The organism is Enterobacter sp. Ag1 (assembly GCA_000277545.1).
Taxonomy (GTDB): Bacteria; Pseudomonadota; Gammaproteobacteria; order Enterobacterales; family Enterobacteriaceae; genus Cedecea.
In genome coordinates this window covers 87,289-110,206 of sequence record AKXM01000004.1, presented here as the reverse complement: position 1 = coordinate 110,206, position 22,918 = coordinate 87,289, and the positions used below count along the sequence as shown (strand labels likewise).

General features: G+C 54.9%; 22 protein-coding genes and 1 tRNA gene. 10 read left to right on the top strand and 13 right to left on the bottom strand.

Annotation, left to right across the window (positions count from 1 at the left end):
• The first annotated feature begins 71 nt into the window (after positions 1 to 71).
• The 4 genes from fliD to amyA all read left to right on the top strand — a co-directional run bounded on the left by fliD (position 72) and on the right by amyA (position 3,832).
• Positions 72 to 1,493: a flagellar filament capping protein FliD gene (fliD, locus tag A936_RS01250; protein WP_008453803.1), complete on the top strand. Its 1,422-nt coding sequence runs from the start codon at positions 72 to 74 to the stop codon at positions 1,491 to 1,493.
• 9 nt (positions 1,494 to 1,502) lie between these two features.
• The gene (gene fliS, locus A936_RS01245; protein ID WP_008453801.1) at positions 1,503 to 1,913 is read left to right on the top strand and encodes a flagellar export chaperone FliS; all 411 of its coding nucleotides are present in this window, start codon (positions 1,503 to 1,505) and stop codon (positions 1,911 to 1,913) included.
• The gene (fliT, locus tag A936_RS01240; protein WP_008453799.1) at positions 1,913 to 2,275 is read left to right on the top strand and encodes a flagella biosynthesis regulatory protein FliT; all 363 of its coding nucleotides are present in this window, start codon (positions 1,913 to 1,915) and stop codon (positions 2,273 to 2,275) included. Before fliS ends, fliT begins: the two co-directional genes overlap by 1 nt.
• A 69-nt stretch (positions 2,276 to 2,344) precedes the next feature.
• Positions 2,345 to 3,832, top strand: coding sequence for an alpha-amylase (gene amyA / locus A936_RS01235; RefSeq protein ID WP_008453798.1), 1,488 nt, complete (start codon positions 2,345 to 2,347; stop codon positions 3,830 to 3,832).
• A 405-nt stretch (positions 3,833 to 4,237) separates the two neighbouring features.
• Here amyA and yghU read toward each other — a convergent pair whose 3' ends face one another.
• The 6 genes from yghU to A936_RS01200 form a co-directional block, all read right to left on the bottom strand.
• Positions 4,238 to 5,083 carry a glutathione-dependent disulfide-bond oxidoreductase gene (gene yghU, locus A936_RS01225; protein WP_008453793.1) on the bottom strand — a complete coding sequence of 282 codons (846 nt, stop codon included), beginning with the start codon at positions 5,081 to 5,083 and terminating at the stop codon, positions 4,238 to 4,240.
• Positions 5,084 to 5,197: 114 nt separating this feature from the next.
• Positions 5,198 to 5,821, bottom strand: a complete 624-nt coding sequence (locus A936_RS01220; RefSeq protein ID WP_008453791.1) for an SDR family oxidoreductase — start codon at positions 5,819 to 5,821, stop codon at positions 5,198 to 5,200.
• Positions 5,818 to 6,315, bottom strand: a complete 498-nt coding sequence (gene hutX / locus A936_RS01215; protein ID WP_008453789.1) for a heme utilization cystosolic carrier protein HutX — start codon at positions 6,313 to 6,315, stop codon at positions 5,818 to 5,820. Before hutX ends, A936_RS01220 begins: the two co-directional genes overlap by 4 nt.
• Positions 6,312 to 7,658: a heme anaerobic degradation radical SAM methyltransferase ChuW/HutW gene (hutW, locus tag A936_RS01210; protein WP_034807438.1), complete on the bottom strand. Its 1,347-nt coding sequence runs from the start codon at positions 7,656 to 7,658 to the stop codon at positions 6,312 to 6,314. The genes hutX and hutW overlap by 4 nt, the downstream gene beginning before the upstream one ends.
• A 29-nt stretch (positions 7,659 to 7,687) precedes the next feature.
• Positions 7,688 to 8,530, bottom strand: a complete 843-nt coding sequence (locus A936_RS01205; protein ID WP_008453785.1) for a heme/hemin ABC transporter substrate-binding protein — start codon at positions 8,528 to 8,530, stop codon at positions 7,688 to 7,690.
• Entirely contained in the window at positions 8,530 to 10,674 is a 2,145-nt protein-coding gene (locus A936_RS01200) for a TonB-dependent receptor plug domain-containing protein (protein ID WP_008453783.1), read from the bottom strand. The genes A936_RS01205 and A936_RS01200 overlap by 1 nt, the downstream gene beginning before the upstream one ends.
• A gap of 389 nt (positions 10,675 to 11,063) precedes the next feature.
• On the opposite strand from A936_RS01200, the gene A936_RS01195 reads away from it, so the two are divergent.
• Positions 11,064 to 12,743, top strand: coding sequence for an ArnT family glycosyltransferase (locus A936_RS01195; RefSeq protein ID WP_008453782.1), 1,680 nt, complete (start codon positions 11,064 to 11,066; stop codon positions 12,741 to 12,743).
• Between the two features lie 24 nt (positions 12,744 to 12,767).
• On the opposite strand, the gene A936_RS01190 is transcribed toward A936_RS01195, so the two are convergent.
• Entirely contained in the window at positions 12,768 to 13,061 is a 294-nt protein-coding gene (locus A936_RS01190; protein ID WP_008453781.1) for a DUF1330 domain-containing protein, read from the bottom strand.
• A 234-nt stretch (positions 13,062 to 13,295) separates the two neighbouring features.
• Between A936_RS01190 and asr the strand changes: the two genes are divergently transcribed.
• Positions 13,296 to 13,721 carry an acid resistance repetitive basic protein Asr gene (gene asr, locus A936_RS22520; protein ID WP_008453780.1) on the top strand — a complete coding sequence of 142 codons (426 nt, stop codon included), beginning with the start codon at positions 13,296 to 13,298 and terminating at the stop codon, positions 13,719 to 13,721.
• 81 nt (positions 13,722 to 13,802) lie between these two features.
• A complete protein-coding gene (gene ydgU / locus A936_RS24025) occupies positions 13,803 to 13,886 on the top strand; it encodes a small membrane protein YdgU (RefSeq protein ID WP_456297838.1) in 84 nt (27 codons plus the stop codon).
• A 229-nt stretch (positions 13,887 to 14,115) separates the two neighbouring features.
• On the opposite strand, the gene A936_RS01180 is transcribed toward ydgU, so the two are convergent.
• The 6 genes from A936_RS01180 to aspA all read right to left on the bottom strand — a co-directional run bounded on the left by A936_RS01180 (position 14,116) and on the right by aspA (position 19,968).
• Positions 14,116 to 14,191 (bottom strand) — tRNA-Phe (locus A936_RS01180).
• A gap of 114 nt (positions 14,192 to 14,305) precedes the next feature.
• Positions 14,306 to 14,881, bottom strand: coding sequence for a transcriptional regulator (locus A936_RS01175; protein ID WP_008453778.1), 576 nt, complete (start codon positions 14,879 to 14,881; stop codon positions 14,306 to 14,308).
• Between the two features lie 38 nt (positions 14,882 to 14,919).
• Positions 14,920 to 16,728, bottom strand: a complete 1,809-nt coding sequence (locus tag A936_RS01170) for a protein-disulfide reductase DsbD (RefSeq protein ID WP_008453777.1) — start codon at positions 16,726 to 16,728, stop codon at positions 14,920 to 14,922.
• Positions 16,704 to 17,027, bottom strand: coding sequence for a divalent cation tolerance protein CutA (cutA, locus tag A936_RS01165; RefSeq protein WP_008453776.1), 324 nt, complete (start codon positions 17,025 to 17,027; stop codon positions 16,704 to 16,706). The genes A936_RS01170 and cutA overlap by 25 nt, the downstream gene beginning before the upstream one ends.
• 87 nt (positions 17,028 to 17,114) lie before the next feature.
• Positions 17,115 to 18,416 carry an anaerobic C4-dicarboxylate transporter gene (locus A936_RS01160; RefSeq protein WP_008453775.1) on the bottom strand — a complete coding sequence of 434 codons (1,302 nt, stop codon included), beginning with the start codon at positions 18,414 to 18,416 and terminating at the stop codon, positions 17,115 to 17,117.
• Positions 18,417 to 18,531: 115 nt separating this feature from the next.
• Positions 18,532 to 19,968 carry an aspartate ammonia-lyase gene (gene aspA / locus A936_RS01155; RefSeq protein ID WP_008453774.1) on the bottom strand — a complete coding sequence of 479 codons (1,437 nt, stop codon included), beginning with the start codon at positions 19,966 to 19,968 and terminating at the stop codon, positions 18,532 to 18,534.
• Between the two features lie 344 nt (positions 19,969 to 20,312).
• On the opposite strand from aspA, the gene A936_RS01150 reads away from it, so the two are divergent.
• The 3 genes from A936_RS01150 (at position 20,313) to groL (ending at position 22,904) form a co-directional block, all read left to right on the top strand.
• Positions 20,313 to 20,789: an FxsA family protein gene (locus tag A936_RS01150; RefSeq protein ID WP_008453773.1), complete on the top strand. Its 477-nt coding sequence runs from the start codon at positions 20,313 to 20,315 to the stop codon at positions 20,787 to 20,789.
• A gap of 134 nt (positions 20,790 to 20,923) precedes the next feature.
• Positions 20,924 to 21,217: a co-chaperone GroES gene (locus tag A936_RS01145; RefSeq protein ID WP_008453772.1), complete on the top strand. Its 294-nt coding sequence runs from the start codon at positions 20,924 to 20,926 to the stop codon at positions 21,215 to 21,217.
• Positions 21,218 to 21,257: 40 nt separating this feature from the next.
• Positions 21,258 to 22,904, top strand: coding sequence for a chaperonin GroEL (groL, locus tag A936_RS01140; RefSeq protein ID WP_008453770.1), 1,647 nt, complete (start codon positions 21,258 to 21,260; stop codon positions 22,902 to 22,904).
• Positions 22,905 to 22,918: the final 14 nt, after the last annotated feature.

Here is a 22,918-nt window from a genome sequence, read left to right as displayed (position 1 = left end):
CCGGCTGTAAACTTTTCATTGAGTCAGCCGATAAGTGAATGAAACTACCAGCGACTTAAAGGAAGACATCAATGGCATCGATTTCAAGCCTCGGGGCAGGTACCAGCCTGAACCTCCAGGATACTTACGATAAGCTTTACACGGCTGAACAAACAAAATTAACCATCTTTGATACACAAACAAAGACTTATCAAGCCCAGTTTAGCGCCTTTGGTCAGTTGAAAACCGCGATTTCCGGACTGGAAACGGCTACCGCCGCGTTAACAGCGAAGGGTTCTCTGGTGTCTACCTCCGTCACCAGTACCAATACCGCTTTTAGCGCGACCACGACCAGTGACGCTATCCTTGCTGACTATACAATTAACGTACAGCAGATGGCGAAGGCTCAGGTGCTCTCAACCGGCAGCGTCAGCAGCAACACTGCGCAGCAGGGTGCGACCACCGGCGGTACACGTACGATAACGATTACTCAGCCTGGCACCACTAAGCCACTGAGCGTGACGCTTGCCGACGGCGATACCTCATTAAACGGTATTGCAAAAGCAATTAACGCCGCGGGCGGAAACGTCTCGGCATCCGTGGTTAAAGCTAACGACGGCGACTATCGCCTGATGATTGCTTCCAAGAGCACCGGCACACAGTCAGATATGACCATCACCGTCACCGGTGATGACCAGCTCCAGGGCGTGATTGGGTACAACTCAACGAGCAAGACCGGGGCTTTAACAGAGCAAACGGCTTCGCAAAATGCTCAGGTGAAAGTGAACGGCGTCATGATTGAGCGTCAGAGCAACACCATCTCTGATGCCATGCCGGGCGTAACGTTGAACCTTAAGGCGAAGAGCACGGCCGATGAAACGCTGAGCGTGGCGCGTACCAGCGATGCCAGCAAGAAAGTGATTAATGACTGGGTTAAAGCCTATAACACCCTTCAGTCAACGATTGCTACCGTGACCAAATATGTAAAAGTTGACCCAGGTTCCGCCCAGGATCCAAACAACGGCGCACTCGTCGGGGACAGTACCGTACGCGGTATTCAGGCTGATATCCGTAGCATGCTGACCCAGGTACAGGGCGGCGATTACAGCATTATGGCGCAGTTGGGCATTACCCAGGATCCCGTACTGGCCCCGGATGGCTCCAGCCAGCTAAAAGTCAATGATACCCAATTAACCAAAGCGTTATCCGACAACCCGCAGGGCGTTATTAACTACTTTGTAGGCGACGGGAAAACGACAGGGTTTGCGACACAGCTGGATACCAAACTGAACAATATGCTGAGCACCAGCTCCATTAACGCTGGCGTGATTAAAAATGCGCAGGATGGCCTGACCTCAACATTGAAAACCGTGGCCGATCGTAAACAGGCGATGAGTGACAGCATCGACGAAACCATGGCGCGTTACAAGGCACAGTTTACTTCTCTGGCAAGCCTTGTTAACTCGATGACAAACATGGGGAACTATCTGGCGCAGCAATTCAACAAAAGCTAAGGATTTTGTATGTACAAGAGTTCTGGTGTACAAGCCTATCAACAGGTCGGTCTGGAAAGCGCCGTTATGAGTGCCAGTCCACACCAGCTCGTGGTGATGTTGTTCGATGGGGCACTCAGTGCCCTGGTTCGTGCACGCTTGTTTCTTGAACAGGAACAAATACCGCAAAAAGGCGAGGCGCTCTCAAAAGCCATTAACATTATTGATAATGGCCTGAAAGCCGGCCTGAATATGGATGTCGGAGGAGATTTGCCCGCTAACCTCGCGAATCTTTACGATTACATGGTCAGGCGTCTCCTACACGCTAATTTGCGTAATGACGTAGAGGCCATCGCCGAAGTCGAAAGATTACTTGCAAACATCGCGGATGCATGGAAGCAAATCGGCCCTACTTCCCCTACATTTCAGGATGCTATCTGATGAATGATTTCATCTCATCCCTCAATGGATGGCGTGCCCTGCTCGCCCTCAGTCAAACCATGCTTGACCTTGCCCATAGCGGAAGGTGGGATGAGCTGATTGATCATGAGGTTAAATATGTTCAACTGGTAGAGTCGATTGCCAGCAACCCAATTGCGCAGTCAAGCCAAAGAAGTCAGGAAGAAGCTAAGGCGCTGCTTGATCTGATTCTCGCCAATGAAAATGAGATTAAAGGGCTGCTTAACAGCCGTCTGAGTGAGCTTCGCGACCTGATTGACCAGAGCGGCCGTCAGAAATCACTGAACAACACCTACGGTTTTCTCTCCGGTAATGTGTTAACACCGAGCGATCTGAACCAGTAAACCTACCGTATTTCGATTCTTATTCCATACTCCAGAGGTCAGCTAAATGACTTCTGGAGCACGGACAAGATGACGAACCCCACCCTGTTACAATTTTTTCACTGGTACACCCCCGGCGATGGAGCGCTCTGGTCAGAAGTGGCCGACCGTGCGGCCAGCCTCAGCGACATCGGCATCAACATGGTTTGGCTTCCCCCTGCGTATAAAGGCAGCGCGGGCGGTTATTCGGTTGGCTACGACAGTTACGATCTCTTTGACCTCGGTGAGTTTGACCAGAAAGGTAGCATCGCCACCAAGTACGGGGATAAAGCACAGCTGCTGGCGGCCATAAAGGCCCTGCGGGACAACGGAGTTTCGGTGCTGCTGGACGTTGTCGTGAACCATAAAATGGGCGCCGACGAAAAAGAGCACATCCGCGTCAACCGGGTAAATGCCGATAACCGCAACGAGATCTCGTCCGAGGTTATCGACTGCGAGGCCTGGACCCGCTACACCTTCCCCGCCCGTGCCGGACAATATTCACAGTTCATCTGGGACTACAAATGCTTCAGCGGCGTCGATCATATTGAAAACCCCGATGAAGACGGCATCTTCAAAATCGTCAATGACTACACCGGCGACGGCTGGAACGACCAGGTGGACGACGAGCTGGGGAATTTCGATTATCTGATGGGCGCCAATATCGACTTCCGCAACCATGCGGTGACCGAAGAGCTTAAATACTGGGCGCGCTGGGTGATGGCCCAGACGCAGTGCAACGGCTTTCGGCTCGATGCCGTCAAACACATTCCCGCCTGGTTTTATAAAGAGTGGATTGAGCACGTCCAGGACGTGACGGAAACGCCGCTGTTTATCGTGGCGGAATACTGGTCCCATGAAGTGGACAAACTGCTGGAATACATCACCCAGGTAGAGGGCAAAACGATGCTGTTTGATGCCCCTCTACAAATGAAATTCCATGAGGCATCCCGGCTTGGGCGTGACTACGACATGAGCCAGATTTTCACCGGCACGCTGGTTGAGGCCGACCCGTTCCACGCCGTCACGCTGGTGGCTAACCACGACACCCAGCCGCTGCAGGCGCTTGAAGCGCCCGTAGAAGCCTGGTTTAAACCGCTGGCCTATGCGCTAATTCTGCTGCGCGAAAACGGCGTACCGTCGGTGTTCTACCCGGATCTTTTTGGCGCAAGTTACGACGATAAAGGCGGCGACGGGCAGAACTACCACATTGATATGCCGGTCATCGAACAGCTGGATGATCTGATTCACGCCCGGGAGCGCTTTGCCCACGGGGTGCAGACTTTATGGTTCGATCACCCTAACTGCATTGGCTTTAGCCGCAGCGGCACGGCAGAAGCCCCAGGCTGCGTAGTCATCATGTCCAACGGCGATGACGGCGAAAAGCACGTCACCTTGGGGGAAGATTTCGCTGAGAAAAACTGGCGTGATTATCTCGGCAATCGCGAGGAAACGATTCACACCGACGCGGGCGGCAGCGCAACCTTTACCTGTCACGGCGGCAGCGTTAGCGTTTGGGTGCTGGAGGATGTGCTGTGAATTTGACATCTTTTGGGAGATCTCTTTAATCCGGGAGCTGTTCCGTTCACCCGTAGACCTGTTTTCCCGACACGTTTACTGCACAGTGAACGTGTCCGGCTTAAATCGCCTCCGTTTTCTCTCCGACTGGCCAGGGTCCGGCCGTCGGGAACGGCCGGAGGCTGAGAGCGTCGGGAACGCATCTCAGGCGACCCAGGACTGGGAGATAAAACGGAGGTCTGCCGCTTCAGCGGCCGATTTATTTGGCCGGGAGTCCGGGTTCTTAGGGGAGTGACGGTGACTCCCCTAAGACGTTCACCTATGCCGGGTTACATATAAAACAGGGCTGGAAGTGAACGGAACCTTAGCCGACCCTCCATAATCGTGGGTATTTGTGGCTAAGGAACAGCTTTCAACTTGAAAGGCCTACAACCCTAATGCATCAAAATCTGAAGCATTGTGGCGCTCGGCCAACTGCACATCGCCCCAGGTGCGGTTCACGATGCGGCCACGCTTCACCGCCGGGCGGTTAGCCACTTCATCGGCCCAGCGGCCAAAGTGTTTGTAGGAGGCTATGTCGAGGAACTCGGCGGATTCATACAGGCCGCCTTTCGCCAGCGCGCCGTACCAGGTAAAGATAGCAATGTCGGCGATAGTGTAATCATCTCCGGCGATAAAGCGGTTTTTCTCCAGCTGTTTATCGAGCACGTCCAGCTGACGCTTGGTTTCCATCGCGAAGCGGTTGATGGCGTACTCGATTTTGACCGGGGCATAGTGGTAGAAGTGGCCGAAGCCGCCGCCCAGATAAGGGGCGGAACCCTGCAGCCAGAACAGCCAGTTCAGCGCTTCGGTGCGCCCGGCGATGTCCTTCGGCAGGAAGTGGCCGAATTTTTCCGCGAGATAAAGCAGGATGTTGCCGGACTCAAACACGCGCAGCGGCGGCGTGACGGAGTGGTCAAACAGCGCCGGAATTTTAGAGTTTGGGTTCACTTCCACAAATCCGCTGGAGAACTGGTCGCCTTCGCCGATGCGAATCAGGTGCGCATCGTATTCTGCCCCGCTGATGCCCAGCGCCAGCAGCTCTTCCAGCAGAATCGTGACTTTCTGCCCGTTCGGCGTACCGAGCGAGTAGAGCTGCAGCGGGTGTTTGCCGACAGGCAGCGTTTTTTCATGAGTCGGGCCGGAAATTGGGCGGTTGATGCTGGAGAACTGACCGGCTTCGGTCTTGTTCCAGGTCCAGACTTTTGGGGGCTGATAGTTGTGTTCGGACATCGCGTGATCTGCCTTCTTTTCAGGTTAGTTATCTGATGAAACTATCTTGAAGTGTAGCAAGAGGGAAGAGCCTGCCGGGCTATACCGCCAGAAAAGCGAAAGCCCGGCGTGGCATCAGGCTGGTTTCAGCCCCGGTTCAACGAGGCCGTAAACCTGGTGATTCAGGTGGGAGGATTTTGCCAGTTCTGCGACGTGCGCGGCGACATCGGCCCGCATGACCATACCGTGAATTTCGGGGGTCTGGCTCAGCACAGCTTTGCCGGTGGGTTCACCGTGAAGCAGGCCACCGGGGCGAACAATAGCAAAGTTCAGCGTGCTGGTTTGCAGCCAGCTTTCGGCGAGGGATTTTTCCCGTACCGCCTGACCAAAGGCCGCTTTTGCCCGGTCGGATAAATAAGCCCAGCTTTCTCCGCAGCCTAAAGAGGTGACCAGCACCATGCGTGAGATCCCGGCTTTTTCGGCGCAGTCGATAACTGTCCGGTGCGCCTGGTAATCCTGTGAACCGCCCATCGTCGAAATGACGGTGGCGTCCTTGCCCGCCAGGCGGCAGACTTCTGCGACAGCGTCTGCGTCGCAGGCGTCGCCGATAATAACCTGAGCACCTGCCTCACGCAGTTTTGCGGCGGCTTCTTCGTTACGCACCAGTGCGACAACGGGGCGATTTTCTGCCAAAGCCAGCTTCGCGGTTAGCGCGCCTACGCCCTTGCCCCCGGCCCCAAAAATTAACCATGGCGTCATGCAATATTTCCCTTAAGTGTCTCTGCCAGCGCACGAAAAGCTGCCAGCTGGTCTGCCAGTAATTGGCGGTGATCGTCGCGCCCGATGAAGATTTTCAGCATCGCGCTGCCCGCCTGATTGAAGAACAGAATCGAGGCGGTGTCCATCCCCATAAACTTGCGCTCCACCAACGCGATGTGGGTGCAGTTGGCCGCTTTGATATGCCCCGTCATGCCTTTTTTGCCGCGCAGGTTAAAATAGCCGTGGCGGTGGAAGCCGGAGGGCAGTTCCCCGGAAAATTCAATAATCACATCGGCGGTGTGTACCAGCGTGGTGACGCTGCCCCATTCGACAACGGTGTCCCAAACGGTGTCGAACTGCTCGCCGCTAACCAGCGCCTGAGCGGGGAGCTGGGAGACAACATCCAGCAGGGTGACATTATATTGTGTGGCAATAGATTCCAGCGTGCCGTCCGGCTGGGTTTTTAAGTAATCGGCGAGGGAAACGGAAGTCATAGCGTTGCTCCTTGTGGTTTTTTGTCCGTTGTTATGGGGGTATTGAGGGCGGCAACCAGCGTCTGCAGCGACTGGAAGATATTGCTGGCCCAGAAGCGGCCTTCGTCGGTCAGACGCAGGCAGGTTGAGTCATCCCGGGTCAGGCCGGAGTCGTGCCATTGGGTAAGCAGCGGCTGGAGCAGATGCGCATCGGCGGTTAACTCGTCGAGAGGCACGCGGGCGGTTTCAATGCCTGCCTGGAGGCGATGCCGCCAGCGGTAGCCTGGGTCAGTGGTGCGGGCCATCATCATCAGCGGTTTTTTTCCGGCGGCGACGGCGGCGTGCCAGGTCTCCAGGTTGCGTTCAACCATCCAGGAGTAGCCGTTAACCGAGCCGCCCGCGCCGGAGCCAAAGGCCAGGCAGTCTGCCCCCTGTTTAATCAGCAGGTTGTAAAGGTTGCGTTCCCGCGTGGTGCGCGCCCAGTGGCTGTTGCTGATGCAGCGCCAGCCTGCGCTGTCCATGAAGTCGCAGCCCTGCAGGTACAAATCCCTGCGTTCGGCTGGGGAAGGCAGCGTGACGCGTCCGTTTTCTACAGCTTTACCCAGCGGCGTTTGCGGTAGCAAATTCAGGGCATAAAGATCGACCCCGTCGAGGCCGATGTCCCGCGCGATAGCCAGGTCTTCGGCCCACAGCTTTTGATCCTGCCCCGGAAGGCCAAACAGCAAATCGCAGACCACGGCGGCACGATCGCGTTTGCAGAGGTTTTCCATAAAGCGTCGGGCGGTGGGGCCGTCGGAGGTGCGCGCCATTTTTTTGCGGATTTTGCTGTTAAACGACTGGATGCCGATGGAGAAGCGGTTGGCTCCGGCGTCGAGGCAGGCGTCGATGCGCTCATCATTAAAATTCAGCACCCGGCCTTCAATGGTGATTTCGCAGTCCGGGGCCAGCGGCAGGCTGCGGCGCAAGGCGGTAATGATCCGCGCTAAATCTTTGGCTGACAGCGCCGAAGGCGTGCCACCGCCAAAGTAGATGGCGTGAATGGGGGCCGACTGGTGCAGCGGGCTGCTGGCCTCCAGCTCGATTTCCCTGAGCAGCGCGTCGGTGTAGCGTTCGCAGTGGTCTGCTTCATAACGATTCTGGTAAAAACCGCAGAAGGTACAGTGCGTTGCGCAGAAGGGAATATGGAGGTAAACCAGCCTTTTGCCGAGAGGCGTTGGGCTGGTAATCACCTGTTGCCAGGTGTGCTCCAGCTGTTCTTTGGCGATGGGCATTGCGCCGCGCCACGGCATGGTGGCGTGACGATCCTTAAAGGGTTGCCCGCCGGGGAGCGCAAAGTGCGCCTGGAGATCCAGTTCAGGTTTCATGTTCAACATCGCTCATTTCAAAGTAATCCTTAATCTTTCTGGCCGGACTCGGGCCAAAACTGGTGATGCAGCAGTTCCACGGCCTCTGCGACGCGCGGGCCCATGCCGAGAATCAAAGCCTGATCGATAATGACTATCCGCTTGTTTTTCCAGGCGGAGGTATGGGTGATCCCGGGAATGGCCTTCAGCGCTTCGGGGTTGCCCTGGGTCATTTGAGTCGTCGCGACGATGACCTCAGGGTTGGCGGCGATCATCGCCTCGGTGCTGTAGCTCTGGTACTGACGATGCCGGGCGATATTTTTTGCTCCGGCCATGCTAAGGATGGAGTCGGCCACGCTGCCCGCGCCGGCAACCTGCGGCACGCTGCCGCCTGCGGAGAGAATAAACATCGCTTTGACGGGGTGTGGCTTCAGCGCGTTACGTTTGCTAATCACCTCCAGCCGCTGTTTAAGGCTGGCAATCAGCGCCTCTCCCTGCGGCTGGCGCTGTAAGGTCATCGCCAGAGTTTGAATGTTGGTGTACATCTGCTCGACGGTGGCGGGCACTCGCGGGAGCTGCAGGACATTCACCTTTGCCTTTTCCAACTGCCCGATGACGATGTGCGGCCCGGCGTCCTGCCAGGTAATGAAGCGCCCGGGGCGCAGCGACAAGATGGATTCACTGCTGAGCTGCATCCAGGAACCGATGTGCGGCAGCTTTGCCGTTTCCGGCGGCCAGGTGGTGGTTTCATCCACGCCAACCATCTGGCTACCCGCGTCGAGGGCATAAACAAGCTCGCTCAGGGAGCCGCCAGCGACGACCAGCCGCTCGCTAGCCTGGCTGGAAAAAGAAGTCGTCAGCGCCAGCAGTGCGGCAAAAAAACGTCTCTTCATTAGAATTTCCACCCAAAGCCGATGGCCGTGTTGAAGCCCGCTTCCGGGATAGATTCGTGGGCGGTCTGGTAGCGTTTGTTGGTCAGGTTGTTCAGCGCCAGGTTGACCAGGTACTGATCGTTGTCACCAAACTCGGCGTTGACGGCCAGGTTTAACGTGGCCCAGCCGGGGTAGCATCTTTCACTGTCACCGGTGTTTTCTTTGGCACGGGAGGCCGCGCGAATAAAGGCGTCGGAGGTGATATTCATGGCGTTAAGCATCAGCATATGTCTGACCCCGAAGCGGCCATTGACGACAGGCTCGCCGGTATCCCAGGTTTTTAGCGAGTCGCTTTCATACTGACGACGCAGGAGATTGCCGCTCAGGTAAGGGGAGACGGCCCAGCCGTTGTACTCCGCGCTCAGCTCAATGCCGTAGGTTTTGGCCCGGTTGATGTTGTCATAAAAGCGGTAGTTGGCCCGGGAACTGCTGCTGTTCCCCAGGCAGAGGGCTTGCCCTTCGCAGGCTCGTGATGCGACGTAATCTTTGGCTTCGGAATAGTAGACCGTGCTGTCAATCAGCCACAGGTTGCCTTTGTAGCGGGCGCCAATTTCGTAGTTGTTGGAGTGTTCCGGGCGCAGATCAGGGTTGCCGTAAGTCACGCCGCCGCCGGCGGAAGTCTGCATAAACTGCTGCACCAGCGTCGGGAAGACGTAGCCCTGGGCAAAGGCTGCACGCAGCTCGATATCTTTAAACCCGGAGTAGTTCAGGCTGGTCGCCGCCACGAACTGGCTATCGCTGGCGGATTTGTTGCCGGTTGCGGTGTGGGTTGTAACGCCGCCTTCGGTTTTTTGTGTGCTGCTTTCAATGAGTTTGGAGGAGAGCCAGTACTGGCGGGCGCCCGCCGTCCATGTCCAGTCATCGGCCAGGTGCCAGGCGTTCTGCGCAAACAGTGAGGTATTGCTTTGTTCCGATTTGTCCTGCGACTGGCTGTGGGTTTCAATATCAAAGATCCCGGTTTTGGCCGTCTGCCGCGTGTAGCCGCTGCCGCTCTGGTCTACCTTGTCGTGCTGATACTGTGCCCCAAGCACCAAATCGTTCCCGGCGGGCAGGGAGAAGTTTGTTTGCAGCGTGACGCCCTGGGTGTACTGCTTGTCGTTGGTCTGGGTCTGATTTTTTACGCTTAGCGCCTGAATGGCCGGCGAAGGAATCACCTGTGTAGTCGCGACTTCATTGTTAAACCGGCGTTCGACGGTTTGACTGTAGGCATCCAGATGGATTTTTTTCAGGTAATTTCCGTCGACATCAAGGTCGTAAAACAGCCCGATTTTTTCCCGCGTCATTTTCGGGATCCTGACGCTAAAGGCGTCGAACTGTTGGTCTGGATCGTTGTACCAGGTTTGCGTGGCGAGGCTGTAGCGGTCGAGAGACAGGCCAATTTTCTGACGATCGAAACGGTAACCCAGCCACAGTCCCTGGCCGTTATTGCGGAAGTGCGTGTTATCCAGCCGCCCATCCGGGGTTTTTCTGTTGCCCTGATCCGAGTAGCTGCCGTTGATGCGGTAGTCTAACTGGCCGATGCTGCCCCAGGCGGCGGCGGATTCCTCCCAGCCTGCGGTGGCGGAGTTCCAGGTTGCTTTGACCAGCCCGGCCAACGGCTTATCACCGCCTTTTTTGGTGATGAAATTCACCACGCCGCCGATGGCCTGTGAGCCGTAGAGCACGGAATAGGGGCCTTTAATGACTTCAATACGCTCCAGAGCCGATTCATCCACCAGCAGCCCCGCGCCGTAGTCCTGCCCGGCGCGTTGGTAGGTGACTTGCTGACCATCAATCAGAATCAACACGCGCGATGAGGCTTCGCCCCGGATGCGGATTTGCTTGCGGCCCGCGAGCGCGTTATCGGTGACTTCTACCCCGGGAATATCTTTGAGGTCGTCTGCAATGGAGACGCTGGTGGAGTTTTCCAGCGTTTTGCTGTCAACCACCTGGACGGTAACCGGGCTGTTCCAGAGGTTGGTTTCCGTGCGGCTGGCACTGACGATAATCGTGTCATCAGGCGCGGTGTTTGGCTGGGCGAAAGCGCTATCCGGTGCGGTAAGTGCGCCGGCAATCAACAGAGGTACGACTGAAAAGGTTGCGTAGGTTTCACATTTCCCTGGCATAAACCCATCCTTGTGAACGTTAATGATATTTATTATCGTTCGCCTTTATAGCCAGGAGTAGCGTACATATCCACCGTTTAACCTGCTAACCAGATGCAACTTTGATTTTGGTCAAAGGAGATGGGCCCGTGCGCGGTGAGCCTGCCAAAGAGGGGTAACTTTCTGCGCCCGGGCGCAGAACGTATCACTTTTATGTTGCTAACCTGTTTATTTCCTCAACGAACCTACAAAAAAAAGCAGTGAGTCTGGAAAGAGGAATGCCGTTTATTTTCCATTGCATTGGCGCTTTGTAATGTCCTGTGGTGGGAAAATATTATTATCCCGAACGTGTTTCCGATGAGATACAGCCAGAAACAATTAGCCAATTTATGTAAAGGAGTGATGTTTATATGTTGCAGCGCAGGGACGGGAAAATACTCCTTTTATTTATTAGTTTCCTTATTATTTATCTGCTACCGGGAATATACGGCCATACGCCGTGGAAGCAGGATGAAAACTATACCTTCGGCGTCATTCAAACCATGTATGAAACGGGCAATTGGTTAGTGCCTGTGAACGCCGGTGAGCCGTTTATGGAAAAGCCGCCGCTTTATTACTGGACGGCAACGCTAATGGCGCATTTATTTTCCGGTATGATGCCGCTCCACGATGCTGCCCGAAGTGCGACGCTTTTGTTTTCAATTATTAATTTTTCCTTCTTTATTCTGCTGGCGAGAAGAGTATTCCGCAGTGAAAGCCTGGTAGATTACCGTATCTGGCTGGCCTTCGCCGTTTATATCAGCGCCCCGGGCATCCTGCGCCACAGCCATGATATGTTCAGCGATACCGCGCTCACCGCAGGCGCAACCGTGGCGCTGTATGGCATTGTCGGGTTGATTCGCCAGGAGAAAGTGGCCGCCTCGGCGGTATGGCTTGGCCTGGGCACAATAGCAACGATGTTATCCAAAGGCGTATTTATTCCCGGCGTATTATGGATAACTTTATTTTTAAGCGCTTTATTTTTCACACAATGCCGGACTAAAGCATTTTGGTATGCGGTTATTCTCTCAGGACTGCTAGCGCTTATTTTTATTCTTCCCTGGCCAGTGTTGCTTTACAGTAAACATCCCGACCTTTTTATGGCGTGGTTTTGGGAAAATAATATTGGCCGTTTTCTTGGCTTTTCCGTTGCTAAGCTGGGCGCCAAAGCAAACCTGATGCGTGTGCCTGAGGCCGTTGCGCTTTTTGCTCTGCCAGCCGGGATGTTGGCGACAGTTTATTTTCTTCGTCATCCACTTCAGCGGTTGAGAAACCCGGATGAGTTTGTGATTACGCTTTTTCCGTTGCTCGGCATTATTATTCTGCAGATGTCGGCCACCAGTCGCGCTTTATATTTAATGCCCTTTGTGGCCCCGATGGCTATATTGGGATCCCAGCTTTTACCTGCAATAAAAGAGAAAGCACTGCGTTATTTCTCCTGTTTTGCCGTCGCGCTATGGTCAGCTTCGCTTGCGGGGGTTTGGGGCATTTATCTGCTTAAGGTGGGTGGCGATCAAAAAGGCTGGCTGGCTCCGCTTGAGCGCTGGCTGCCGGCGAGCTACGAGCTGCATTTATCCTGGCCGCCGTTTGTGTTTGCCCTGGTCGTTACCGCGCTGTGGATCTGTCGGGGGCGTTTATCTGCGGCCCTCAACCCGGTGTTGCGGGCAGCATTCAGTTGGGGGTTAGGCGTGACCGTTGTCTGGAGCGTGGCGTTCACGTTAATGGTGGGCTGGTTCGACTACAGCAAAGGTTATGCAGGGGTATTTAAGGATCTCAAAAGCCATCTGGCGGGGCAGTACCTGGCGGATGACTGCATGGCTTCTTACCGGCTGGGGGAGTCAGAGGCGCCTATGCTTTATTACTTTGCCGGGATCCTGCATCAGCCACAAACAACCTTCCGCCAGCCTGAGCGCTGTCGCTGGCTGATTGTGCTGGGCGACAAGCTGCAGCCCGCGCCGAAGGGAATGGTTTTTTTCTGGGAAGATAATCGCCCCGGTGAGAAGCGTAACAACCTGATGGTGTACCGGGACGTTTCACAAAATAACGACTAAAAACCTGGGCCGGGTTTACAAGGCTCAGCCAGGCAGGCCTTCTACAATAGTGATCATCGCTTCTGCGACGCTGGCCCTTTCCTGGCGAGCGCGCTGGTATTCCGGTGAGTGGTAGCAGGCCAGCGCCGTCTCCATATCGGCGAACTCAATGACGACATGCCGGGCGAAAGCCGCATCACCCTCTACCACTTCCGCTTTGCCGCCTCTCGCCAAAAAGCGGGCGTTGTAGCGCGTAAAGGCCGCCGGGGATAAATCGATATAGTTTTGATACTGCTTAGGGTTGTGAACGGTGACGTGGGCAATCCAGTATGCGGCCATGCTTTGCTCCTGTAGGGGGGAAGGCTGTTTGTCAGCCAATCTAGCACAGCGGTGAACGGCCGTGTTGCCGGAAAGAGGCGGCATGCTGTGGTGGCTCATCGCTCAATTTGACGTTGTACATTTCATTACACGCCGATACCAATCACTCACTGAAGAGTTTGTTCCACGCGCCTATAGTTCATTTCAACGGCCCCGCAGTGGGGTAAACACGAAAACAAATTCGAGGATGTCGAAATGAAAAAAGTATTAGCTCTGGTTGTTGCCGCTGCTATGGGTCTGTCTTCCGCCGCTTTCGCTGCTGACACTACCGCTACCGCACCAGCTGCTGCGCCGGCAACCACCGCCGCTGCGCCTGCTGCTAAAGCTCCAGCGGCAAAAGTAACGCACCACAAGAAACACAAAAAAGCTGCCGTTCAGAAAGCACAGGCCGCTAAAAAGAAACACAAAAAAGCCGCTAAGCCAGCCACCGAGCAGAAAGCTCAGGCTGCTAAAAAGCACCACAAAAAAGCAGTAAAACCAGCTGCACAGAAGGCTCAGGCTGCTAAAAAGCACCACAAAAAAGCAGTAAAACCTGTTGCTCAGAAAGCGCAGGCTGCTAAGAAACACGTGAAAAAACATCACAAAGTTGCTGCAAAACCGGCTGTTAAGCCAGCTGCATAAGTTTGACGGGGCAACCCCGTTAGCTTGAAGCGTTAACACAAACACCCGGCTTGCCGGGTGTTTCTTTCTGGAGTTCAGATAATGTTGCGACGCTACAGTTTCGAATTAATCCTCACCGCGCTGCTGACCTGCGGCCTAATCACGCTGAATTTTTGGCTTCAGTAGATTCTGTTCTTCCTGAGTTCTAAAAAACCACCAGCCCCTGCTTTACTCAGAAATACAGGCCAGCGCCTGGTTGAGATACTAGTGCAGATTAGCGCTGTAGTTTTTATTTGGCTCTGGAAAAGTGGTTGGAAGAGGGCGATGTCGATGCAGTCGTGTAATCGTTCAGTTCGATGTAGAGTCCGTATCGCCAAAAGCAAAAAACCCGCCATAGGCGGGTTCTTCTAAATAGTGGTGCCCGGACTCGGAATCGAACCAAGGACACGGGGATTTTCAATCCCCTGCTCTACCGACTGAGCTATCCGGGCAACGGGCCGCATTAAACCGTAAAGGCCGCCAGGCGTCAACGGCTTTGTCATAAAAATTACCTAAAACTATGCTGATTGCCTGCTTTTCAGTCAAAGACAGCAAAAAGACGTGCTTCAGGTTAATGCCCCGCCGGTGCGGCACAGCGCAAAGCGCAGAATATCTTCCGCAAGGGTTCTGGCCGTGTCGATATCAGCCTGGCTACGCTTCACCAATAGCTTGCTCAGGCAGCCTTCCAGCACCAATTCCATTTGGTGCGCGACCATGGTTGGGTCGTCCACTTCCATTTGTGTGAGCAGCTCGTGCGTGTATTCCCAGGCCGCTTTTTTCTGCTGGTCCGCCAGTTGATGAATCGGGTGCGCGGCATCAGGGTAGAAGGTGCAGGCGGCAATAAACAGGCAGCCGGGATAACGCTGGTTGCTCACGCATTCGGTCAGGGCGTGGTAGCGCTTAAGCAGCTTTTGCTCCGGCGTTAACTCTTCGTCCAGCATCAGCTGACGTCGCCAGACATCCACCTGCGAACTTAAGTAGCGCAGGGCGTCGTACAGCAGGGCTTCGCTGTCGGGCCAGAACTGGCGAATCTCAGCGAGCGGATAATCGGCTTCTTTCGCCACCATCTCCAGCGTCGTGCTGGCAATGCCTTCACGTTCAAGGACATGCAGGGCGTGCTCTAAAACTTCTTCGCGTTGCACGGTTTTCTCCTTACGTTTCCCAACGGATCAAGTGTTGTTTACTGGCTGCGATTGCGCAAATGCTCGCTGAACGCGGAGGCGTCCATAAAGCCTGTGACGCGGTCTGCCGGTTGTTCAACGCCGTTAGCATCAAAGAATAAAATGGTTGGCAGGCCAAGCACCTGTAAATGCTTCAGCAGGGCTTTGTCGTCGGCGTTATTTGCCGTGACATCGGCCTGCAGTAAAACGGTGCCAGACAGCGCTTTTTGCACCTGCGGATCGCTAAAGGTGTATTTCTCAAACTCTTTACACGCCACGCACCAGTCGGCGTACAAATCTAACATCACCGGTTTGCCTTTCGCCCCGGCTAGCGCGGCGTCGAGCTGCTCAACGTTGGCTATTTTGTTAAAGCTGAGGTGAGGGACGGATTGAACGGATGCCGGAGAGCCAAAAGCCCAGTCCTGCAGCGGACGAGCGGACACCAGCGCGGCACCCAGAAGAATAATTTGTAGCATGCGTAGCCAGGGCTTCTTTGCTCCAAGGCTGGTGATAAATGCCCAACTGAAGAAGGCGACGCCCAGCAGGCCCCACAGCCTCAGCCCCCAGATGTCGCCCAGCACGCGTTCCAGCAGGAAGACCGGCAGCGCCAGAATCACAAAACCAAAGGCGGTTTTGACGCTTTCCATCCACGGCCCGCTTTTCGGCAGCAGGCGATTACCGAAGACGGTAATCAGGATTAGCGGCAGGCCCATGCCCAGCGCGTAGAGGTAAAGCGTGCCGCCGCCGAGCCACATATTTCCGCTTTGCGCGATGTACAGCAGGATAGCGCTAAGCGGCGCGGTGGTGCACGGCGAGCAGATAAGCCCGGCCAGCGCGCCCATAGCAAAGACGCCGCCCGCCGAGCCGCCCTGCTGGCGGTTGCTCATCAGCGCCAGGCGCGTTTGCAGCGACGAGGGCAGCTGCAGCGTGAACAGACCGAACATCGAGGCGGCGAGCAGGATAAAGAGCGCCGACAGGCCAATCAGCACGTATGGGTGCTGGAGTGCAGCCTGGAACTGGAGTCCTGCGGCGGCAACGACAAGACCGAGTGCGGTGTAGGTCAGCGCCATGCCCTGGACGTATACAAAGGCCAGCAGCAGCGCCCGGGCAGTGGACAGGCGTTGTTTACCACCTAGTACGATGCCGGAAATGAGCGGGTACATCGGCAGCACGCAGGGCGTGAAGGCGATGCCGATGCCGATCAGGAAGGCCCACAGCGCGGAGAAGGGGAGCGATGCGGGTGCGGAGCTGTCTGTTCCCCTCACTCCGGCCCTCTCCCCAGAAGGGGAGAGGGAGGAAGAAATATTGGCCTCGTCTCTTGATGGGGAGAGGGAGGAAGACACATTGGCCTCGTCTCTTGATGGAGAGAGGGAGGAAGACACATTGGCATCATTAGCCGACGCAGCAATAGCACTCAACGGCACAACGCGCGTTTCCGGCGGATAGCAGAATCCGGCTTCGGCACAACCCTGGTAAGTGACGCTGACGGACGAACCTTTATTGGCGGCATTTACCGTAATGGGCAGAGTTAGCTGCTGGGTGAAGATCTCCGTTTTGCCGTAGAACTCATCTTCGTGCCAGGTGCCTTTAGGCATAACCAGGGGCGTAATGTCCGCGCTGGTGGGCACCACTTTGATCTGCTGGCGATAGAGATAATAGCCGGGTTTTATCTGCCAGCTGAGCGTCAGCTTGTGCTCGGCCTGCTGAAAGTCAAAGGCAAAAGCCTGGTCGACCGGGACAAACTGCGTTTTATTCTGGGCGTCAAACAGCCCGGCGAAGGCCTGCGAACTGCATAACAGCAGGACTAGCGTAATGATGCGTAGAGCCATGAGAGATATTCACTGTTTCCGTGTGCAACTGGCAGAACCAGTAGTTCTGGCGTTTGATAAGGGTGATGGGTTTTCAGGCAGGCAAGCAGTGCCTCCTGGTGTTCCACGTCGCTCTTGAGCAGCATTTGGACTTCGTACTCCTGCTCCAGCTTTCCTTCCCAGTAATAGAGCGAAGTTGCGCCCGGCAGCAGCGTCACGCAGGCGGCAAGTTTCTCCGCCAGCACTTTCGCGGCCAGATCCTGCGCGGTGGCTTCATCCGGGGCGGTACAGAGTACAACGACAGCCTGGGTCATCGACATCGCAAACCTCATCTGAGAAGAAAGTGCGATGACTATAACATGAGCAGAAGAAAACGGGCTGCATTGCAGCCCGCGTCTGGCGGAGATTTACAGTACGATCCCGCCGATGATAAAGCCGAGGATAACGCACAAAGTAATGGCAATGACGCCGGGGATCAGGAAGGCGTGGTTGAACACATATTTGCCGATACGGGTTGAGCCGGTGTCGTCCATTTCGACCGCTGCCAGCAGCGTCGGGTAGGTTGGCAGGACGAACAGCGCAGATACCGCTGCAAAAGAGGCGACGGCGGTTAATGGCGTGACGCCGAGCAGCAGGGCCGCAGGCATCAGCGCTTTCGTTGTGGCTGCCTGGGAATAGAGCAAGGTGGCCGCGAAGAACAGCACCACAGCCAGCAGCCACGGGTAACCGTTCAGCAGGTCACCGGCAACCGCCTGAATGTCGCTGATATGGGACTTAACGAAGGTATCGCCCAGCCATGCAACGCCGAGTACGCAAATACAGGCGCTCATGCCGGACTTAAAGGTGCTGGCGTTCAGCACTTCGCCAGTGTCGATTTTACAGGTGATGCTAATCAGCGTGGCGATGGTGAGCATAAACACAACAATCGCTTCGTTACGCGGCAGAACCGGGTTCTGAATCAGGCCGACGGTGTCGCTGATCGCGGTGGCATAGAACATCACGGCGACAATACCGATCAGGAATAGCAGCACCGAACGCTTGGCGTGCGGCTTCAGCTCGAAGACCTGGCTACCGCGCAGCTTCACTTCGCCTTTGGCAAGACGTTCCTGGTAAACCGGATCGTCTTTCAGCTCGCAGCCGAGGAAGTTACACACCACCGCGGTTAGCATCACGGCAATCAGCGTGACCGGGATACAGATACCTAGCAGCGTCAGGTAGCTCACGCCCATCGGCTCCAGAATGCCGGCAAAAAACACCACTGCAGCGGAAATCGGCGATGCCGTAATGGCAATTTGTGAGGCGACAACGGCGATAGAAAGCGGGCGAGAAGGGCGAATGCCCTGCTCTTTTGCCACTTCGGTAATCACCGGCAGCGTGGAAAAGGCCGTGTGGCCGGTCCCGGCCAGAATGGTCATAAACCAGGTGACCAGTGGCGCAAGGAAGGTGATGTATTTCGGATGGCGGCGCAGCATGCGTTCCGCAAGGCTGACCAGGTAGTCCATGCCGCCCGCGACCTGCATGGCCGCAATCGCGGCGATCACCGCCATGATAATTTCAATCACGTCGAAGGGGATTGCCCCCGGTTTGATCTGGAAGATAAGGGTAAGCACCAGCACGCCGAGACCACCGGCAAAACCAATACCGATCCCTCCCAGCCTTGCCCCGAGATAGATCGCCAGCAGGACGACCACGAGTTCAGCACCAAACATAATTGCATCCTTGAGATTTAAATGAGATGAAAATGAAATGTTATGTTTTCGTATACCGTTAAAATGAAAAAGGCACGTCCGACTGGACGTGCCTTTTGGCGTTTATGTGGATGAGTTATTGTTCGCTTTCATCGGTATAGCGCTTAGCTTTGTAGACCGGGTGCATCAGGTTGTGGACGGAGAAGATATCGTCCAGCTCGGCTTCGGTCAGCAGGCCGCGCTCTAGCACGACCTCGCGCACGCTCTTGCCGGTTTCTGCGCAGATCTTGCCGACGATGTCGCCGTTGTGGTGGCCAATGAACGGGTTCAGGTAGGTCACGATACCGATGGAGTTGTACACGTAGCTCTCACACACTTCTTTATTCGCGGTGATGCCGTTAATGCATTTTTCCAGCAGGTTGTAGCAGGCGTTGGTCAGGATATGAATGGATTCGAACATTGCCTGGCCAATCACCGGCTCCATCACGTTCAGCTGCAGCTGACCTGCTTCGGATGCCATGGTCACCGTGGTGTCGTTGCCGATGACTTTGAAGCAAACCTGATTCACCACTTCCGGGACAACCGGGTTCACTTTGGCCGGCATGATAGAAGAACCCGCCTGCAGTTCTGGCAGGTTGATTTCGTTCAGGCCAGCGCGCGGGCCGGAAGAGAGCAGGCGCAGGTCGTTACAGATTTTGGACATTTTCACGGCCAGGCGCTTCAGGGAGCTGTGCACCATTACGTATGCGCCGCAGTCGGAAGTGGCTTCAATCAGGTCTTCTGCTGGTACGCAGGCCAGGCCGCTGACTTCTGCCAGTTTCTGTACGGCCAGCTGCTGGTAGCCATCTGGCGTGTTGAGGCGGGTACCGATGGCGGTTGCGCCAAGGTTCACTTCCAGCAGCAGTTCAGCGGTGCGCAGCAGGTTTTTAGTCTCTTCAGTCAGCAGCACGTTGAACGCGTGGAACTCCTGACCGAGGGTCATCGGAACAGCGTCCTGAAGCTGGGTGCGGCCCATTTTCAGGATCTCAGAAAACTCAACCGCTTTACGCTGGAAGCCTTCGCCCAGCTGATTAATGGCATCGATCAGTTTCACGATGGAAGCATAAACTGCGATGCGGAAGCCGGTTGGGTAGGCGTCGTTAGTGGACTGGCATTTGTTGACGTGGTCGTTCGGGTTCAGGAACTGGTATTCACCTTTCTGGTGGCCCATCAGTTCCAGACCGATGTTAGCGAGGACTTCGTTGGTGTTCATGTTGACGGAAGTACCGGCGCCGCCCTGGTAGACGTCTACCGGGAATTGATCCATGCATTTGCCGTTGTTCAGGACTTCATCACAGGCCTGAATGATGGTGTTCGCGATGCTCTTAGGAATGGTTTGCAGTTCCTTGTTCGCCATTGCCGCCGCTTTTTTTACCATCACCATACCGCGTACAAATTCCGGTATGTCACTGATTTTACTGTTGCTAATGTAGAAGTTTTCAATCGCTCTCAGAGTATGAACGCCGTAGTAGGCATCCGCTGGCACTTCCCTGGTACCCAACAAATCTTCTTCGATACGAATGTTATTTAACATGTGAACCTTCTTAGTAAAGCTGCAGATAAATGCACTGTTTTATTCACACACACGAAATGTGGTTGTGAGCTTAATAGGCCGACGATTATGTCCATATTCGACCGCGTTGACGTGATGATATGCTGATGATAGCGAAAAGCAGTAACCTGGATCACTTATTAAAAGCCGCCACGCATAACAATTATTAATATGTGATATAGGTCAACAGTTGAAAATTTCCAGAAAAAATTCACGCAATAAACATTGATCTTTGTCTACAGCGTCGCCATCTCCCTCCTACGCGTAATTGCTAATCTATTTTTCGCGAGACCATTTACGGGCTCGCCCGATGACAGGAGCGTATAGTGCGCTGGATCCCTCTTATTGCCGTTTTCCTTTATGTTTACATCGAAATTTCGCTGTTCATACAGGTGGCACACGTTTTGGGGGTCTTTATGACCCTGATTCTGGTCATTTTCACTTCGGTGATTGGCCTTTCTCTGGTGCGTAACCAGGGCTTTAAAAACCTGATGCTGATGCAGCAGAAGATGGCGGCAGGCGAAAGCCCTGCGGCGGAGATGATCAAAAGCGTCTCGCTGATCATGGCCGGTATTTTGCTGCTGTTGCCGGGCTTTTTTACCGACTTCCTCGGTCTGCTGCTGCTGTTGCCGCCGGTGCAAAAGCACCTCACGCTCAAGCTGATGCCGCATTTGCGCTTCTCCCGCATGCCTGGCGGCGGTTTTAGCGCCGGTAGTGAAGGGGGCAATACATTCGACGGTGAGTTCCAGCGTAAAGACGACGCGCCAAAGCGCCTCGACGACCAGCACCGGGATGATCGTTAAATTTTAGTTTTTTTTGTTTTCCCCCCTTGAAGGGGGGAAAACGCATCCCCATTAATCAGGTCACCAGCCGATTACCCCTGTGGGACGGCGTTACCTAACTATCTGATACTGACTTTCTCAAAGGAGAGCTATCAATGAGCATTCGTCCATTACATGATCGTGTCATCGTCAAGCGTAAAGAAGTTGAGTCCAAATCTGCGGGCGGCATCGTTCTGACTGGCTCCGCAGCGGGCAAATCAACTCGTGGCGAGATCATCGCTGTCGGTAAAGGCCGCATCCTGGAAAACGGTAGCGTGCAGCCGCTGGACGTGAAAGTGGGTGACATCGTTATCTTCAACGATGGCTACGGCGTGAAGTCCGAGAAAATCGACAACGAAGAAGTGCTGATCATGTCCGAAAGCGACATCCTGGCAATTGTTGAAGCGTAATTTGACGCACGAACCTGAACGAATTTGAGGAATAGAAGAAATGGCAGCTAAAGACGTAAAATTCGGTAACGACGCTCGTGTAAAAATGCTGCGCGGCGTTAACGTACTGGCAGATGCAGTGAAAGTTACCCTCGGTCCTAAAGGCCGTAACGTGGTTCTGGATAAATCTTTCGGTGCACCGACCATCACCAAAGATGGCGTTTCCGTAGCGCGTGAAATCGAGCTGGAAGACAAGTTCGAAAACATGGGCGCACAGATGGTGAAAGAAGTTGCCTCTAAAGCGAACGACGCTGCAGGCGACGGTACCACCACCGCAACCGTACTGGCTCAGGCTATCATCACCGAAGGTCTGAAAGCCGTTGCTGCGGGCATGAACCCAATGGACCTGAAACGCGGTATCGATAAAGCCGTTGTTGCCGCTGTTGAAGAGCTGAAAGCGCTGTCCGTGCCGTGCTCTGACTCTAAAGCGATTGCTCAGGTTGGTACTATCTCCGCTAACTCCGACGAAACCGTAGGTAAACTGATCGCTGAAGCGATGGATAAAGTCGGTAAAGAAGGCGTGATCACCGTTGAAGACGGTACCGGTCTGGAAGACGAACTGGACGTGGTTGAAGGTATGCAGTTCGACCGCGGCTACCTGTCCCCATACTTCATCAACAAGCCAGAAACTGGCGCTGTTGAGCTGGAAAGCCCGTTCATCCTGCTGGCTGACAAAAAAATCTCCAACATCCGTGAAATGCTGCCAGTGCTGGAAGCCGTTGCGAAAGCAGGCAAACCGCTGGTTATCATCGCTGAAGATGTTGAAGGCGAAGCGCTGGCTACCCTGGTGGTTAACACCATGCGTGGCATCGTGAAAGTGGCTGCGGTTAAAGCACCTGGCTTCGGCGACCGCCGTAAAGCTATGCTGCAGGACATCGCTACCCTGACCGGCGGTACCGTTATCTCTGAAGAGATCGGTATGGAGCTGGAAAAAGCGACCCTGGAAGACCTCGGCCAGGCTAAACGCGTTGTGATCAACAAAGACACCACCACCATCATCGATGGCGTGGGTGAAGAAGCCGCTATTCAGGGCCGCGTTGGTCAGATCCGTAAGCAGATCGAAGAAGCAACTTCTGACTATGACCGCGAAAAACTGCAGGAGCGCGTAGCGAAACTGGCAGGCGGCGTAGCGGTAATCAAAGTTGGTGCGGCTACCGAAGTTGAAATGAAAGAGAAAAAAGCTCGCGTCGACGATGCCCTGCACGCTACCCGTGCTGCGGTTGAAGAAGGCGTGGTTGCTGGTGGTGGTGTAGCGCTGGTTCGCGTTGCCGCTAAACTGGCTGGCCTGACCGCTCAGAACGAAGACCAGAACGTGGGTATCAAAGTTGCGCTGCGCGCGATGGAAGCTCCTCTGCGTCAGATCGTTTCTAACGCCGGTGAAGAGCCATCCGTTGTCACCAACGCGGTGAAAGCGGGCGAAGGTAACTACGGTTACAACGCCGCGACCGAAGAATACGGCAACATGATCGATTTCGGTATCCTGGACCCAACCAAAGTTACCCGTTCTGCTCTGCAGTACGCGGCTTCCGTGGCGGGCCTGATGATCACTACCGAGTGCATGGTCACCGACCTGCCTAAAGGCGATGCTCCTGACTTAGGCGCTGCTGGTGGTATGGGCGGCATGGGTGGCATGGGCGGCATGATGTAATTCGCCTTAGCACC